The organism is Xanthomonas euvesicatoria pv. euvesicatoria, assembly GCF_020880415.1.
GTDB classification, from domain to species: Bacteria; Pseudomonadota; Gammaproteobacteria; order Xanthomonadales; family Xanthomonadaceae; genus Xanthomonas; species Xanthomonas euvesicatoria.
In genome coordinates, this window is record NZ_JAJIUJ010000115.1 from 1 (window position 1) to 15293 (window position 15293).

Annotated in this window: 12 protein-coding genes; 6 read left to right on the plus strand and 6 right to left on the minus strand. The window is 63.0% G+C overall.

Annotated elements, in window-relative coordinates:
- On the minus strand, nt 1–1231 hold a 1231-nt coding region (locus LN450_RS20160), incomplete at its 3' end, for a serine hydrolase domain-containing protein (protein ID WP_484607058.1).
- Nucleotides 1232–1564: 333 nt separating this feature from the next.
- Between LN450_RS20160 and LN450_RS20165 the strand changes: the two genes are divergently transcribed.
- Both LN450_RS20165 and LN450_RS20170 read left to right on the plus strand, forming a co-directional pair.
- Nucleotides 1565–2926: an NTP/NDP exchange transporter gene (locus LN450_RS20165; RefSeq protein WP_011348210.1), complete on the plus strand. Its 1362-nt coding sequence runs from the start codon at nt 1565–1567 to the stop codon at nt 2924–2926.
- A 179-nt stretch (nt 2927–3105) separates the two neighbouring features.
- A complete protein-coding gene (locus LN450_RS20170; protein WP_011348209.1) occupies nt 3106–3459 on the plus strand; it encodes a DUF1304 domain-containing protein in 354 nt (117 codons plus the stop codon).
- Between the two features lie 302 nt (nt 3460–3761).
- On the opposite strand, the gene LN450_RS20175 is transcribed toward LN450_RS20170, so the two are convergent.
- Nucleotides 3762–6236 (minus strand): acyl-CoA dehydrogenase, encoded by a 2475-nt coding sequence (locus LN450_RS20175; RefSeq protein WP_008572075.1) that lies wholly within the window; start codon nt 6234–6236, stop codon nt 3762–3764.
- Nucleotides 6233–7156, minus strand: coding sequence for an alpha/beta fold hydrolase (locus LN450_RS20180; protein ID WP_011348208.1), 924 nt, complete (start codon nt 7154–7156; stop codon nt 6233–6235). The genes LN450_RS20175 and LN450_RS20180 overlap by 4 nt, the downstream gene beginning before the upstream one ends.
- Before the next feature lie 136 nt (nt 7157–7292).
- On the opposite strand from LN450_RS20180, the gene LN450_RS20185 reads away from it, so the two are divergent.
- A complete protein-coding gene (locus LN450_RS20185) occupies nt 7293–7901 on the plus strand; it encodes a TetR/AcrR family transcriptional regulator (RefSeq protein ID WP_003482399.1) in 609 nt (202 codons plus the stop codon).
- A gap of 114 nt (nt 7902–8015) precedes the next feature.
- Here the strand turns inward: LN450_RS20185 and LN450_RS20190 are convergent, their stop codons facing one another.
- The 3 genes from LN450_RS20190 to hslO form a co-directional block, all read right to left on the minus strand.
- On the minus strand, nt 8016–10916 hold the full coding sequence (locus tag LN450_RS20190; RefSeq protein WP_011348206.1) for a TonB-dependent receptor domain-containing protein: 2901 nt from the start codon (nt 10914–10916) through the stop codon (nt 8016–8018).
- A gap of 243 nt (nt 10917–11159) precedes the next feature.
- Nucleotides 11160–11993 (minus strand): XOO1806 family protein, encoded by an 834-nt coding sequence (locus LN450_RS20195; RefSeq protein WP_041855078.1) that lies wholly within the window; start codon nt 11991–11993, stop codon nt 11160–11162.
- Between the two features lie 153 nt (nt 11994–12146).
- Nucleotides 12147–13037: an Hsp33 family molecular chaperone HslO gene (gene hslO, locus LN450_RS20200; protein WP_008572080.1), complete on the minus strand. Its 891-nt coding sequence runs from the start codon at nt 13035–13037 to the stop codon at nt 12147–12149.
- Between the two features lie 74 nt (nt 13038–13111).
- Between hslO and mtgA the strand changes: the two genes are divergently transcribed.
- Genes mtgA through LN450_RS20215 form a run of 3 tightly spaced genes read left to right on the plus strand, consistent with a single transcriptional unit; the run spans nt 13112 to nt 15289 of the window.
- Nucleotides 13112–13858 carry a monofunctional biosynthetic peptidoglycan transglycosylase gene (gene mtgA / locus LN450_RS20205; protein ID WP_011348204.1) on the plus strand — a complete coding sequence of 249 codons (747 nt, stop codon included), beginning with the start codon at nt 13112–13114 and terminating at the stop codon, nt 13856–13858.
- A complete protein-coding gene (locus LN450_RS20210) occupies nt 13855–14901 on the plus strand; it encodes a glycosyltransferase family 2 protein (protein WP_011348203.1) in 1047 nt (348 codons plus the stop codon). The genes mtgA and LN450_RS20210 overlap by 4 nt, the downstream gene beginning before the upstream one ends.
- A complete protein-coding gene (locus LN450_RS20215; protein ID WP_011348202.1) occupies nt 14861–15289 on the plus strand; it encodes a CBS domain-containing protein in 429 nt (142 codons plus the stop codon). Before LN450_RS20210 ends, LN450_RS20215 begins: the two co-directional genes overlap by 41 nt.
- Nucleotides 15290–15293 lie beyond the last annotated feature (4 nt).

Genomic DNA, 15293 nt, shown 5'->3' on the forward strand with positions numbered 1-15293 from the left:
TGGTCGGCAGCATGCCCGAGGGCAGGCCGCTTTCGCCGTTCCACAGGATCGCAACACCCAGGTCGCGCTCCGGCAGCAGTGCGACCAAGCCGCGATAACCCTGCACCGCGCCGGCATGGAACACCACTTGATGGCCGGCGTAGTCGAACACGCGCCAGCCCAGCGCATAGCTGGCCGCATCCACGCGCTCGTGGCGCCAGCCCGAACGCATTTCGCCCGGCGTGGAGATCAGCGGCGCGTGCAGCGTCGCCAGCAGCGGTGCAGGCAGCACGTCGGTGCGATGGCCGGTGTGCGCGAGCAGCCACTGCGCCATGTCACTGGCGCTGGCGTTGACGCCCGCAGCGGGCGCCAGACGGTAGTAGGTGGGCTTGGGCGTCAGCGAGACCCAGCCATTGCGGCTGCGCACATGCGGACGTGCCCAGTGCGGGCTCGCCTGGATACCGGCCAGCCCCATGCTGGCGTCGTTCATGCCCAGCGGCTTGAAGATGCGACGCTCTACCGATTGCTCGTAGAAGCTGCCCGATGCGGCGAACACCACATCGCCAACCAGGCTGAAGGCGACGTTTTGATACGCGTAGCAATCGCCCGGTGCGCAACGCAGCGGCGCAGCAGCCAGCTTATGGCTGAGCGAGTAGTAATCGACGTTGGATTCGATATCGCGGTCGTAGGCGTTGCGGGTCAGGCCGACGCGATGGCTGAGCACTTCGGCCACGGTGAGTTGACGGGTGGCGGCGTTGTCGCTGAGCTGGAAGCCCGGCACATAGTCGACCACCTTGCTGTCCCAGCGCAGCACGCCATCGTTGACCAGCAGGCCGGCCATGGTGCCGGCGAAGGCTTTGGACAGCGAAGCCAGGCGAAACACCGTGTGGCCATCGACCGGCTGCGGATGATTGACATCGGTGACGCCATAGCCGCGCGCGCTGAGCACCTTGCCGCCCTGCACGATGGCCATCGCCATGCCGGGCACCCGGTTGCCGTAGGTCAGCTGGTCCGCCATCGATTCGAATGCCGCCACATCGAAACCGGCAGCAGGTGCCAACACTTGGTTGGCCGGCAGCGAGGTGCGATAGGGCAGCGGTGCGGTGGGCGACTGCGCCACAGTGGCCGCCTGCAATGCAGTAGCGGTGAGCGCGGGTGTCTGCGCGGTGGAAGAGAGGGCCAGGGGCAACAACGCCCCGAACAGCCCGATAGCCAACGGTCGGAACCGTCGGCGCGTGCGCATTTCTGTCATGGTTGTCCCGCCTGTTCCGCTGCCTCCGGCGATTCTAGCGCCGCGCTTTGCAATAGCACAAACTGCCGGAAGATGAATGGGCATCGCATTGATCCTATTGATGATTTTAGATTCAGAATTCGAGTATTCCGGTACCGCCGAAGCGTTGCCACGCGCTGGTGCGATACAAGAAGCAAGCAGCGTGCCGGCGCGGAGGGCACCCGGGCCGCAGGCTCCTGCGACTGGTCGCTGGTGGCGCTGCCTCGCATCGGCTAACTTGCGCGCTTCTTTCACAGGTGCTGCCTTTGCCATGTTTTTTCTGTCGGGCCCGCCTGCGCGAGCGGCCGTTACCCCATGACCAGCCCCTCTGCGCCGCGATCTGCGGCTGGCCGTTTGAGCGCGGCACTGCGTAGCTCGCCACCATTGGCATGGTCGTTTCTTTACTTTTTCTGTCTGCTCAGCGGTTACTACGTGTTGCGCCCGGTGCGCGAAGCGATGGGCGCCTCGGCCGACGTAGAGGCGCTCTTTCCCACCGGCATGATCGCGTTCTTCGCCGCGCACGGTGTGCCCTTGAAGGACTTCACGCTGCAGGTGCTGTTTACCTGCACCTTCCTGATCATGGTGCTGCTGCAACCGGTCTACGGCGCTTTGGTCAGCCGCTATCCGCGGCGGGTGTTCCTGCCGGGGGTGTATGGCTTCTTCATCGCCACCCTGCTGCTGTTCTACGTGCTGTTCGACACCGGCGTGCCGGGCCGTGGCATGGCGTTCTTTTTGTGGGTGACCGTCTTCAACCTGTTTGCGGTGGCGGTGTTCTGGAGTTTCATGGCCGATGTCTTCAGCAATGCCCAAGCGCGCAGCTACTACGGCTATATCGGCGCGGCAGGCACGCTGGGTGCGTTTCTGGGCCCGGTCCTGACGCGCGTACTGGTCGAACGTATCGGCATCGCACATCTGATGTTGGTGTCGGCCGGGTTCCTGGCGGTATGCGTGCTCTGCGTGCTGCGCTTGCGGCTGTGGGCCGTTGCGCGCGAACAGGAGGGCCAGCTGAGCTCCGGCGAAGTGCCCATGGGCGGCGATGTGCTCGGCGGCCTCAAGCTGATCGTGCGTGAACCGCTGTTGCGCTGGCTGGCCTTCATGGTGTTGTTCGGCGTGGGCGTGGGGACCTTGCTCTACAACGAACAGGCGGCGCTGGTGCGGCGGCTTTACACCGATGCAGCGGCGGCCACCGCCTATTACTCCAGCATCGACCTGGCGATCAATGCGCTCGCGCTGGTGCTGCAGCTGCTGGTGACGCGCGCGTTGCTGTCGCGCTTTGGTATCGCGCCGGCGTTGTTGATCCCGGGTGTGGCCATCATGCTGGGCTATGCGGCGTTGGCGGCGTCGCCGTTGCCACTAATGATTGCGATCGTGCAGGTGATTACCCGCTCCAGCGAATTCGCACTGGCCAAGCCCGCGCGCGAAACGCTGTACACACGGGTAAATCGCGAGTGGCGCTACAAGGCCGGCGCCGCGATCGATACGGTGGTTTATCGCGGTGGCGATCTCACCTTCGTTTGGGTGCACAAGCTGGTCTCTGCGTTCGGCTCCAGCGCGGTGTTCGGCGTCGGCCTGGTCGTGGCGACCGGCATGACGGTCGGTGCGTTCGGCCTGTTGCGGCAAGCGCGCAAGCTACCCGCCGAGCGCGACGTGGAGACGGACAAGCGCGTTTCCGACTAAGCACCGCGACAGCACATGCGCAGATGCAGCTTGGCGCTCGGCATCGACCAGGCAGGGGGCCTGCGTCTCACACTGGCAGCGCCAGAAGCGCAGGCGCCAGCCCGGTAGTGCAGGTGTGCCGAACAGAACGACCGCAATCGCGGCTATGCTGGCGGCACCATTTTCCGAGGCGGTCTGCCATGTCCCTGTTCGCCATCATTGCCGGCCTGTGCATCGCACTGCTGCACGTCTACATCCTGGTATTGGAAATGGTGCTGTGGACGCACCCGCTGGGTTTGAAGACCTTCCGCAATAGCCTCGAAAAGGCGCAGGCCACCCGCGTGCTCGCGGCCAACCAGGGGCTTTACAACGGCTTTCTGGCCGCTGGCCTGTTTTGGGGCGCACTGGCCGCCCGCGCCGACGTGCTGAGCTTCTTCCTGGTCTGCGTGGTCGTGGCAGGTTGCTACGGCGCCTACAGCGTCAACCGCCGCATCTTCTTCGTGCAGGCGCTGCCGGCGTTGATCGCCTTGGCGCTGGTGTGGCTGCCGTTCTGATCCGGTTTCGGTAGTTGTCCGCTGCACGCAGGAGTGGGGCACTGCTGCGATGAGCTCCTGCTCATAGCCTTAGCGCCTGACTGCCTCAAGCGCGTGACGTGCGCAACTTGCGCGCGTGTTCGGCCCCTGGCACCCGCTCATTCGATGGCCGCCAACTGCGTGGCGTCGCTCACACATGCGTGCTGTCGAAAACTGCAGCTGATCAGGTCTGCAGGCAGCATGCCGGAGACAACACCCATCTCCACAAACAACAACGGCGGGCCGAAGCCCGCCGTCGTCCATTCTCGCCCAAGCTTGACGCCTTACGCGGCTTCGCGCGGCTGTTGCGCCTGCGGCTTGTCGTAGAAGCTGGCCGCACGCAACTCATGCGGATCGAAGTCGTCCACGGTGATGGTGTCCATCATGATCTCGCGCAGCTCTTCCAGCAGCTTGCGCTCTTCCAAGCTGATCACGCCTTCGGCCACGGCTTCGTCCAGCTGCGCCGGGAAATCCAGCGCTTCGATGCCCTTGGTCTTGAGCGCCTTCAGGAACTTGCGCTCCACCGGCTCGGCCATCACCGCCTTGGTCAGGTAGCTGGCGATACGACCGCCCGGATTGTTGGCGCACGGCGTCAGGAACACGCCCTTGGCCAGACGGTCACGCGCCTCGTTGGGCGTCATCAACAGCGAAGCAACGCGATGGCCGAGGCGATCGCCAGGCGCTTCGGCGCGACGGCCGAGCGGGAAGATCAACACCCACATCAACCAGCCCACCGGGCGGATCGGGAAGTTGCGTAGCGCCGCCGACAGCGCGGTTTCGATCTTGTGCACGCTGTCGTGGAAAGCCCAGGCCAGCAGCGGCTGGTCGCTCGCCGGCGCGCCTTCGTCGTGATAACGCTTGAGGATCGCGCTGGTCATGTAGATATGGCTCAGCACATCGCCCAGGCGACCGGACAGCGACTCCTTGAACTTCAACTTGCCGCCCAGCATCAGCATCGACACGTCTGCCATCAAGGCCAGATTGGCCGAATAGCGATCCAGCTTGCGGAAGAACCGACGGGTATACGCATCGCCCGGCGCCGCACCGATGCGCGCACCGGTCAGACCGAACCAGAACGAGCGCACGGCGTTGGAAATACCGAAGCGGATATGACCGAACAGGCTCTGGTCGAACTGCTCCAGGCCACGACGGGTATCGGGATCCTGTGCGGCCTGCATCTCCTTCAACACCCACGGATGGCACAGGATGGCGCCCTGGCCGAAGATCAGCAGGCTGCGGGTCATGATGTTGGCGCCTTCCACGGTCACGCCGATCGGCGCGGCCTGCCAGGCGCGGCCTGCAAAGTTGCGCGGCCCCAGGATGATGCCCTTGCCGCCGATCACGTCCATCATGTCGCTGACCACTTCGCGGCCCATGGTGGTGCAGTGGTACTTGGCGATCGCCGACGGCACCGACGGCACGTCGCCGCGATCCACCGCCGCGGCCGTGGCCTGCGACAGCGCACTGATCGCATAGGCCTTGCCGCCGATCCGGGCCAGCGCTTCTTCCACGCCCTCGAAACGACCCACCGACAATCCGAACTGCTTGCGGATACGCGCATACGCACCGGTGACCACCGCCGCGGCCTTGCTACCGCCACTGGCGGTGGAGGGCAGGGTGATCGAGCGACCGACAGCCAGACACTCGTTGAGCATGTTCCAGCCCTTGCCCACCATCTCCACGCCACCGATCAGCTGGCTCAGCGGGATGAACACTTCTTCGCCATGGATCGGGCCGTTCTGGAACGGCGAATTCAACGGGAAGTGGCGACGGCCGATTTCCACGCCCGGGGTTTCGCGCGGCAGCAGCGCCAGGGTGATGCCGATGTCCTTCTTGTCGCCGATCAGGCCATCCGGATCGTAGGCGCGGAACGCCAGGCCGATCAGCGAGGCGACCGGTGCCAGGGTGATATAGCGCTTGTCGAAGGTCAGCTTGACGCCCAGCACATTGGCGCCATTCCACTCGCCCTTGCAGACGATGCCGTAGTCCGGAATCGAGGTGGCATCGGAGCCGGCGAACGGACCGGTCAGGCCGAAGCACGGCACTTCCGCACCGACCGCCAACCGCGGCAGGTAATAGTCCTTCTGTTCCGGGGTGCCGTAGTGCAGCAGCAGCTCACCGGGGCCGAGCGAGTTGGGCACGCCCACGGTGGAGCTGACCACGCTGGAGATTGAGGACAGCTTCTGGATCACCTTGTGGTGCGCCAGCGCGCTGAAACCCAGGCCGCCGTACTGCTTGGGAATGATCATGCCGAAGAACTTGTTCTTCTTGATGAAATCCCACAGCTCCGGCGGCAGGTCGGCGTGGACGTGGGTGATTTCCCAGTCGTTGATCATCTTGCACAACTCTTCCACCGGGCCATCCAGGAAGGCCTGCTCTTCGGCGGTGAGTTGCGGCTTGGGATAGTTCAGCAGCTTCTGCCAATCCGGGTCACCGGTGAACAGCTCGCCTTCGAAACCGACCGAGCCGGTCTCCAGTGCAATGCGCTCGGTCTGCGACAGCGGCGGCAGCACCTTGCGGAAGAAGCCCATCAGCGGCGTGGTCAGCAGCGGCTTGCGCAGGAACGGCAGCAGCACCGGTGCGGACACCAGCACCACCAGCGCGGCGGCCACGAGGGTGGCGGTGAGATTGGCACCCAGCAGCCAGCACGCCACCAGCACACAGGCGCTGATCGCAACCCACGTGGCAAGGCGCATCCGGTGATAGGCAGCGATACCCGCCGCCAGGATGACGAGGAGGAACGGTGCAATGATGCTCATGGTCTTGCTCCAGTGACATGCTCGGTAGTGTTGGACGCTGCGATGGTGCAAGCCGCCGGCAGTGCGTCCAGATAATGCAACACGGTGGCGGTAAACGTGGTGTTGTCGTCGCCTGCCAGCATGTGCGTGGCATCGGGCAGATGCACGTGCTGCGCATGCGGCGCGATGGAGAGGAATTCGGCAATGTTGGCTGGCGTCACAAGATCGCTGCGTCCGCCGCTGATGAGCAGCATCGGGCAACGCACCTGTGCTGCCGCCTCCAGCAATGCATGCTGCTGGAGCTGGGCGTCCTGACCGGCGAGCTCGTCGACCAGGCGCGGATCCCAGTGCCAATGCCAACGCCCGTCGGCACGCTGCCGCAGCAATGCCTGCAGTTGGCCGGGCGTTTTGCGCGGCCGATGCGGCAGGTAGACGGCAATCGCATCGGCGGCCGCATCCAGCGATGCAAAGCCGTCCGGATGCGCGGTCATGAAGCGCAGGATGCGCTCCACACCCGTGGTGTCCCAGCGTGGCGTGATGTCGACCAGCACGATGGCACGAAACAGGCCGGGCCAGCGCGCTTCGGCCAGTAGCCCGAACAAGCCCCCCATCGACGCAGCAACCAGCACCGGTGGCTCGGGCTGCTCGCCGGCCAGCACGATCAGATCGTCGGTGAACTGCGTTGCCGAGTAGGGGTGATCCGCCGCATTGGCGCTGGAATCGCCATGCCCGCGAGCGTCGTACGACAGGGTGCGGTAGCCCCTGTCAGCCAGCGTCGCGGCAGTGGCTTCCCAGGCATGTCGGGTCTGTCCAAAGCCATGTGCGAACAGTACCGACGGCGCGTGTTCGGCACCCCGCATCGACACCGCGAGCACTGCGTCGCCAGCGTTGACGCTGGACAGGGACGCAGTGGAGGCGAGGCTAGCGGGTGAGATGACCATACTTAATGGTATGGATGCACGATGGCGACTGTCAATACTCAATCGTATGGACGGTTAAGCCACTGAATCATGGCGCTGATATGTCAATTTCGTGATGCATACTGCAACTGACACAAGCGTATGGTTAAATCGCGGCATGAACGACACCATCGACTCCAGCCTCACCACGCCCCGCGCCAGCTCCGGTCGCGGCAATCGCCTCAGCGCGGACGATTGGGCACAGGCCGCGCTCGACCTGATCGCCGAACAAGGGGTGGGCGCGGTTGCAGTCGAGCCGCTGGCGCGCCGGCTCGGCGTCACCAAAGGCAGCTTCTACTGGCACTTCCCCTCGCGCGACGCTCTGCTGCAGGCGGCCCTTGAGCGCTGGGAAATCTTCGAGCAAAAAGAAGTGTTCGGCAGCCTGGAAGACGTGCCCGACCCCAGCGCTCGCCTGCGCGCGTTGTTTCAGCTGGTTGCCCACGAAGTCAAACCGCACGTCATCTATAGCGAACTGCTCAAGGCACTCGACCACCCGGCCGTGCGCCCGGTCATCGACCGCGTTTCGCAACGTCGCCTCGATTACCTGATCGCCTCGTTCCGCCAGGCCGGCCTGACCCGCACCGACGCCCAGCACCGCGCTCGCCTGGCCTACGCCGCCTATGTCGGCTTCCTGCAACTCTCGCTGCAATTGCAACAGCCTAAGCCGGCCCGGGAAGATTTCGAAGCCTACGTCGAGCATGTGATCCAGACGTTGATTCCGGGGTGACTGACTATTTGATACGAGGTGAACGGATCTTTCTACTCGAAACTTGGCGCTCGCCAACAAAAAAAACGGCCCCTTGGGGCCGTTTTTTCATAACGTACCTGTTCCAGTTTTAAATCAGAAACGCTGCTGATACTTCATGTACATGAAGCGCCCAATGTCGTAGCCACCGTAATAGGAGTAGCCGGAGTTGGGCTGGCCATAAGCGGGTGCCGAATAGTGTTCGAATATGTTGTTCGCACCTACGGCAACCGTCGCGTTCCACGGAAGAGCATAGGCCACTTGTAGATCGTGGAAGGTATTTGAACCCAGCTCATTCATGCCAACCGTTGAGCCCTGGAACTCGGGAGCGGTGAAGTCAGGAAGGCTGCAGCGATCTGTTGCGAAGCAACGCTCCTTGGTACGCGAGTAGTAACGCGCGCTCCAAGTTACGGACCAGTCGTCCCACTGCCAATTCACGGAGAGATTGGAACGAACGCGGAAGTTACCCCCGTACCCATTCTGCTGACTTGGTGGATTGGTGCTGTTGTCGGCCTTCAGCTCGTTCTTGGAAACGTAGGTGTTCAGCAGCGATGTGGTGAAGTTGCCCCACTGCGTCTCAAAACGATAATTAAGGTCGAAGTCGAAGCCTTCAGTTTCAACATAACCCGCATTGCGTAGACCGAACGACAGGCTTGTGATATTGCCCGCTGCGTTACGCGTGAAGCCTACGCAACGCGACTCGATACCGCGCAGGTAGCAATCGTCTAGAAGGTCGGTCGGCGTGTCGCCAACGATGGTATTTTCGATGCGGATATTCCACCAATCCAAAGAGGCGTTGAGGCCGGTGATGAAGCCTGGGCTCCATACGAGGCCAAGCGTCTTGGAGGTCGAGGTTTCCGGAGTCAGCGTAGGAGTCGAGCCGGATACGAAGGGCACATTCGTCTGTTCGCCAGGTCCCGGTGCGGGAGCGACGCCCGACGCATTAAGTTGACGGAAGCCTGCCGGCACATCAGCCAAGCATCTTGCATTGCCAGCCGCCGGGCCGAACGAGGTATCGCAAGGATCGGTGTAATTTTCGAAGCTCTGCGACAGGCCGCCAAACAAGTCTGCGACGGTCGGCGCGCGGAAGCCTTCTGACCAGGTTCCACGCACCAGTACGGATTCAAACGGCTTCCACTTGAATCCGAATTTGCTGTTTGTCGTGTTGCCGAAAGTGTCGTAGTCCGAATAACGAGTTGCCAGGGTGACACTTAATTCTTTCGCACCAGGAAGGTCCGCAAGCAATGGGACCTGCAACTCTGCATACACTTCATTGAGATTGTAGCCGCCGCGCGTCGGGCCGGCAGCTAGATCCGTCGATATACCGGTCTGTGCAAGTGCATCTGGCGAGAAAGAGCCAGTTTCTTCGCGGCGTTCCACACCCACTGCTAGGCCGAGATCGCCAGCTGGCAGCGTAGCCAGGATGCCGGAAACGCTTGCAAAGTAGTTCTTGGTCGTGGTTTCGGACAGCGCTTGGCCGGGCTGATACAGGTAAGCCTGTACGTTGGGGTCATTCAAGCCGTTTGGAGCGTTGTAGCCGAAGGGAACCAACGGATTCCAGGGCGTGCATGCCCCGGGTCCGAAGCCAAGGGTGATCGGGTTAGCGGCGGTACCGCACTGTGCCACACCCTCAGAATTAATGAACGACGGGCCAGTGGCTTGCCCGACCGCATAGGTATTGAGATTACCCGTGCTGATCTGCGTGCCCTTATTCTGGTTGTAAAGGAAGCCCGCTTCCCAATCCCAGTACTTCTCGCCGAAATTGAAATTACCGCTAAACTTGCCCGTGAATCGCGAGGTGGTCAGATTGTTCTGAACTTCGCGCGGAACTTCCCAGCCACGCCGGACATATTGAACAGCCTGCGGTGCTACGCCAGCAGGTAGTGCGCCGGTCGCCTGATTGCCCAGGGGGTTGAAGACGCTGTCGATGGAGAGACCGCCGCTGCTCAGGTCGAAATTGGCGCTCTGCATGGGATAACCGGCGTTCTGTGCGAACGACTCCCGGTCGGTGTACAGCACGCTGGTGTCGAACGCAACATTGTCGGTGAAATCGAAGTGTCCGTTGAGGAACGCCGACTTGCGCTTGATCCCGCTGTAGACAGTAGATTCCAGCGAAGGATTGGAAGTGTCGGTGCCGTTGAGCGCGCGGTAGCTAGAAAAGTCAGCCGGATCTAGCCCAGCAACGTCGCGGCGCAGGGTGCGAGTCGAGGTACCGCCAGTAGCATTGGTATAGGCAAAACGGCCGAATTCAGTGGTTCCTGAAAGACCGCCAGGACGCGGTGCTGTCTTTTCGCCAGTCGGGAATCGGGCGCGGCTAAACCAGCGGTTACGTGCCCAAACCGGATCTTCGTTAGTGTATTCGACGCCGGCAGTCAGTGAGCCGCGATCGCCCCGGAAACCCATCGTGAAGTCGTACACGTCACGCTGGCCGTCACCCTGGCCCCACTGGCCAATGTAGACGTTGGCTTCGGCACCTTCGAAATCCTTTCGGGTAATGATATTGATCACGCCTGCAATCGCGTCAGAACCGTAGATTGTGGACGCGCCGTCCTTCAAGACTTCGATGCGCTCAACCATGACAGCTGGGATCGAGGCAACGTCCTGCAGGCCGCCGTTTGTGATGCCAAGGCGGTGGCCGTCAACCAGGACCAATGTGCGATTCGCCCCCAAGTTGCGCAGATCGATGTAGTAACCACCAACGTTTTCGCCAGAGCTTAGCGGCGAGGTGCGGCTAATTGCCGGCGAGCCTGCGGTTGGAATGTTCTGCAGGATGTCAGCAACCGATTTGAAGCCCTGCTTCTCTATCTGATCTCTGCTGATCAGCAGCACCGGCTGGGCTGTCTCGCTATCGACTTGGCGGATACGCGAACCCGTCACTTCGATCTTGTCGAGGTTGGTGGTGCCGGCTTCCTGGGCGATGGCGGTGCCGGTACCGCCCACACCCACGACGAGCGCGAGGACAACTGCATCGCGCAGCTTGTTGGACTTGCAATTCATTAGCTCTCTCTCCAAGTGATCTTGGGTACTGCCAAGGGTTGTTTTGCCTGCCGGGGGTTCCGAAAAAAGCGGATCCAAAACGTCAGGGTGAACCGATGGTATATGCGTTGCGAGAGAAATTAAAGTCCCGTTAACGAAAAAGAAGAAGGCTGTGAAAGTGGTAGCCGGGCGCGTGACCCGCAACGAAAAACGCCACCGGCTGCGGGCCGATGGCGTTATGAGAATTGCTATGGAATCAGTGGGTTACAGATCCTGCTCGTATCTGACGTACGGAACCGTACCGTCGCTGTTGCTCTCGTTACTCGGTGCGAACGGGTTCTTGCCGCGGGAAATGACGTTCTCGGCGCCAACGGTGAGTTGGCCGCTCCAAGGGGTGCGCCACGTCAGGCCCAGGCCCAGGCCTTCCCACTTTTCGGGCTGGCCGGGGACGTCGACGACGCGACCAATGACATTTGCGCTGAAGGCACCGTAGCCGCCGCCAACGCTCAAGGTCTTGCTGTCCCACTGGTCGGCAATGGCCGGGGACACGTCGGCCAGCGGGACCAGGCGTGCGCGAGCATACGTGCCGCCGATCGAAACAAAGCCTTCGCGGCCGATGTTCTTCTGCCCGAAGACGGTTAGGTCGTTTTGCTCGACCCGCGTCAGCGGGGCCTTGCCTGCACCGATCAGCCAGGCGGGCAGGGTGTCGCGGCCAGTGCCGGCAGTGACGCCCACCCGGCCAGTGCCGCGATTGAAGCCCAGCGTGCCGGACACGCGGCGCGAGGCAGCCGCGCTGTCTTCTTCGTCATCGCCGATGCCTGCAAGCAGGCAGTGGCTGGCAAGACCGCTGATGTTGGTGCCGCGGCTGCTGTTGCAAAGCAGGCCAAGCGAGTCGCCGGAGCTCAGGCCAAACGCCGCATCGAGCGAGTTGCGGCCGAAATGCCAGCGTGCACCGGCTTTCTGCTCGCCGGTCGGCTCTAGGTACAGAAACGCTTCCACCTTGCCGCTGCCCTTGTTCCACACCGGCAGGATCGTGCTTTCGCGCAACTGTTGCGCCGACTGCGCATGCACGCCAGTGGGCGCCGCGAGGGCAACCATCAAAGCTAGCGGGAGGCGCAGGAGGTATCGCATACCAGAGGTCAGACCCAGGGGCAGTTGTTAAGTTCCCGAGAGCGGGCAATTAGGATGCTAGGGTGTTTATGATTATTTAACAAGTGGTCGCGTGCCCCCGGAACGCAACCGTCATCCTATCTATTGCAACCTTTCCGGCGCTTCCTGCGAGGGCTGCGCCTCGTTGAAAAGTACGTCCAGCGCGGTCAACGGAAAGTGATACTCACGACCGCAGAATTCGCAGCGCACCTCGACTTCGCCAGTGGCCTCGGCGGCCGCACGCGCCTCCTCTTCGCCCAGCGATTGCAGCATCGAGGCAACCCGCTCGCGCGAACAGGAGCAGCCGAAGCTGAGTGGCTTGCTGCCGAGCAACTGCGGCGCTTCTTCGTGGAACAGGCGATGCAGCAGGTCCTGGCCGGCGACCGATAGCAGCTCCGGTGCGCCCAGGGTGTCGAACAGGGCCCCGATGCGGGTCCAGCCATCGTTATCGCCTTCATCGCCGGGGAGCTTCTGCAGCAGCAGGCCGGCGGCCTGATCCGGGCCAGCGGCCAGCAGCAAGCGCGTCGGCAACTGTTCGGACTGCTGGAAATAGGTTTCGAAGGCTTCGGCCAGATCCGGTGCCTGCATGCCGACCAGACTCTGGTAGCGCTGCGGCTCGCGCGGGTCCAGGCCGGGGTTCTCGATGGTGATCGCCAGCAGCGCGGCCTCGCCCAGTTCGCGCAGGTCGGTCGGCGCATCCGCACCCTCGGCCAGCTGCACGATGCCGCGCAAGGTGCCGGCGGCGGTGCATTCGGCAAACAGGGTGCGCAAGGTGTCGTTGCCACGCAGTTGCACCGACAGGCGCCCGTCGACCTTGGTGTGGCCGGTGAACAGTGCAGCGGCCACCGCAGCTTCGCCGAGCAGTTGGCGCGCGGCGGGCGGGTAGGCGGCGGCACCCTGGATGTCGTGCCAGGCCTTGGTCAGGCGCACATGGACGCCGCGCACGCCGGCGGCGGGCAGCAGGAAACGGGAAAGCTGATCGTGATCGGTCATGGAAACATCGGGCGTAAGGGACGCGGGTTGCCGGATAATGCGGCAGGCATCGGGATTGAAGGTCGTAGCGAACAATGGGGATGGATGCATGGGATGGCAAGCAGGCGGCGCCACCGCGGCGCGCGCGGCGCTGGTTGCGCTGGCTGATGGCGGCACCGCTGCTGTTCGCAGCGGCGAGCGTGCTGCAGGTGCTGATCTTGCGGGTGGTCGATCCGCCGATCAGCAGCATGATGGTGGGGCGTTACCTGGAAGCCTGGGGCGAGGGCGACTGGCGTTTTTCGCTGCATCAGCAGTGGCGTGATTACGACAAGATCGCCGCAAGCCTGCCGATTTTGGTGGTGGCTGCGGAGGATCAGCAGTTTCCGATGCACCACGGTTTTGATTTGCAGGCGATCGAGAAGGCGCGCGATCACAATGCCCGCGGTGGACGCGTGCGCGGCGCCAGCACCATCAGTCAGCAGGTCGCCAAGAATGTGTTCCTGTGGCAGGGCCGCAGCTGGGTGCGCAAGGGTCTGGAAGCCTGGTACACGGTGTTGATCGAGCTGTTCTGGCCGAAGCAACGCATCCTGGAGATGTATCTCAACGTGGCCGAGTTCGGCGACGGGGTGTATGGCGCGCAGGCGGCTGCACAGCAGTTCTGGAGCAAGGATGCGGCAGGCTTGTCGCCAAGCGAATCGGCACGCCTGGCAGCGGTGTTGCCATCGCCACGGCGCTATGACGCGCGTCGTCCGGGTGCATTCGTGCAGCGGCGTGCGACGTGGATCCAGCGGCAGGCGCGCCAGTTGGGCGGCCCTGTCTATCTGCAGGGGCCATCACGGTGAGCACGATCGAGACTGCGCAACTGCCGCCGGCACCCGAACGCCTGACGGTGCTCATCGCGGCCTTCAATGAAGAAACCAGCATTCCGCTGCTGCATCCGCGCCTGTGCGCGGTGTTGGCGCAGCTGCCCGGACTTCAGACGCACGTGCTGTATGTCGACGACGGCAGCACCGATGGCACCTGGGAGGTGTTGCATGCGCTGACCGAAGCGGATGCGCAGGTGAGTGCGGTGCGGTTGTCGCGCAATTTCGGCAAGGAAGTGGCAATTTCTGCCGGACTGGACCACGTGCTCCCGGGTGCGGTGGTGTTGCTCGATGCCGATGGCCAGGATCCGCCGGAGCTGATCCCGGAATTCGTTGCGCTATGGCGTGGCGGCTACGACAACATCTTCGGTACGCGGGTCATTCGCGAGGGCGAGAATTGGCTCAAGCGTAGCGCTGCGCACGCGTTTTATCGGGTGATCCGGCGCTTGTCGCGTACCCCGATTCCTGCCGATACCGGCGATTTCCGCTTGCTGTCGCCGCGTGTCGTGCAAGCCTTGCAGCAGCTGCGCGAGCGCCACCGTTTCATGAAGGGGCTCTTCGGCTGGGTCGGGTTTCGCCAGGTAGCGCTGCCGTATCGGCGTGAGCCGCGTCTGTCTGGGCACAGCAAGTTCACGGTATGGCGGCTGTGGAATTTCGCGCTCGATGGCATTACCAGTTTTTCCACGGTGCCGCTGCGCGCGGCAACATATCTGGGCCTGCTGACCGCGGTGCTGGCGTTCCTGTTCGGCGCGTGGGTCGTCATCAAGGCTGCGCTGATGGGCGACCCAGTGGCCGGGTGGCCGACGCTGATGTCGGTGATCCTGTTTCTGGGGGGCGTTCAGCTGATTGCCCTGGGCCTGATTGGCGAATACCTGGGCCGCCTGTACGACGAGGCCAAGCAGCGCCCGCTGTATCTGGTCGATACCCACCGCGGCGCGGTGGGAGTAGTCTGCGATCATCAGACCAAGCGCGGAGCGGGCCATGCAGACCGTACGACAGCTGTTGGGGACCAAGCAGGTTGAGGTATTTGCGGTTGCCGCCGATGCCGCGGTGATCGAGGCGATTCGCCTGATGGCCGAGAAGGCCATCGGCGCGGTCCTGGTGATGGAAGGGACGCGCTTGGTCGGTATCGTTTCCGAGCGCGATTACGCACGCAAGGTGGTACTGCGCGATCGCGCGTCTTCCACGACCAGCGTCGCCGAGATCATGAGCGCCGAGGTGGTGACAGTGTCGCCGTCGGACACGGTGGAGCGCTGCATGCAACTCATGACCGACGGACGCTTTCGCCATCTGCCGGTGGTCGAAAACGGCCGCGTGCAAGGCGTGATTTCGATCGGCGACCTGGTCAAGGCGGTGATCGAAGCGCAGCGGCAGGATATCGACCAGCTGCAGCGTTACATCGCCAGCTGACGCG

Bases quoted from the DNA above. Each gene is read 5' to 3' on its own strand.
- mtgA (WP_011348204.1), top strand. From the start codon at position 13,112: ATGGGGATGGATGCATGGGATGGCAAGCAGGCGGCGCCACCGCGGCGC.
- LN450_RS20175 (WP_008572075.1), bottom strand. From the start codon at position 6,236: ATGAGCATCATTGCACCGTTCCTCCTCGTCATCCTGGCGGCGGGTATC.
- LN450_RS20180 (WP_011348208.1), bottom strand. From the start codon at position 7,156: ATGGTCATCTCACCCGCTAGCCTCGCCTCCACTGCGTCCCTGTCCAGC.
- LN450_RS20185 (WP_003482399.1), top strand. From the start codon at position 7,293: ATGAACGACACCATCGACTCCAGCCTCACCACGCCCCGCGCCAGCTCC.
- LN450_RS20215 (WP_011348202.1), top strand. From the start codon at position 14,861: ATGCAGACCGTACGACAGCTGTTGGGGACCAAGCAGGTTGAGGTATTT.
- hslO (WP_008572080.1), bottom strand. From the start codon at position 13,037: ATGACCGATCACGATCAGCTTTCCCGTTTCCTGCTGCCCGCCGCCGGC.
- LN450_RS20165 (WP_011348210.1), top strand. From the start codon at position 1,565: ATGACCAGCCCCTCTGCGCCGCGATCTGCGGCTGGCCGTTTGAGCGCG.
- LN450_RS20195 (WP_041855078.1), bottom strand. From the start codon at position 11,993: ATGGTTGCCCTCGCGGCGCCCACTGGCGTGCATGCGCAGTCGGCGCAA.
- LN450_RS20170 (WP_011348209.1), top strand. From the start codon at position 3,106: ATGTCCCTGTTCGCCATCATTGCCGGCCTGTGCATCGCACTGCTGCAC.
- LN450_RS20190 (WP_011348206.1), bottom strand. From the start codon at position 10,916: ATGAATTGCAAGTCCAACAAGCTGCGCGATGCAGTTGTCCTCGCGCTC.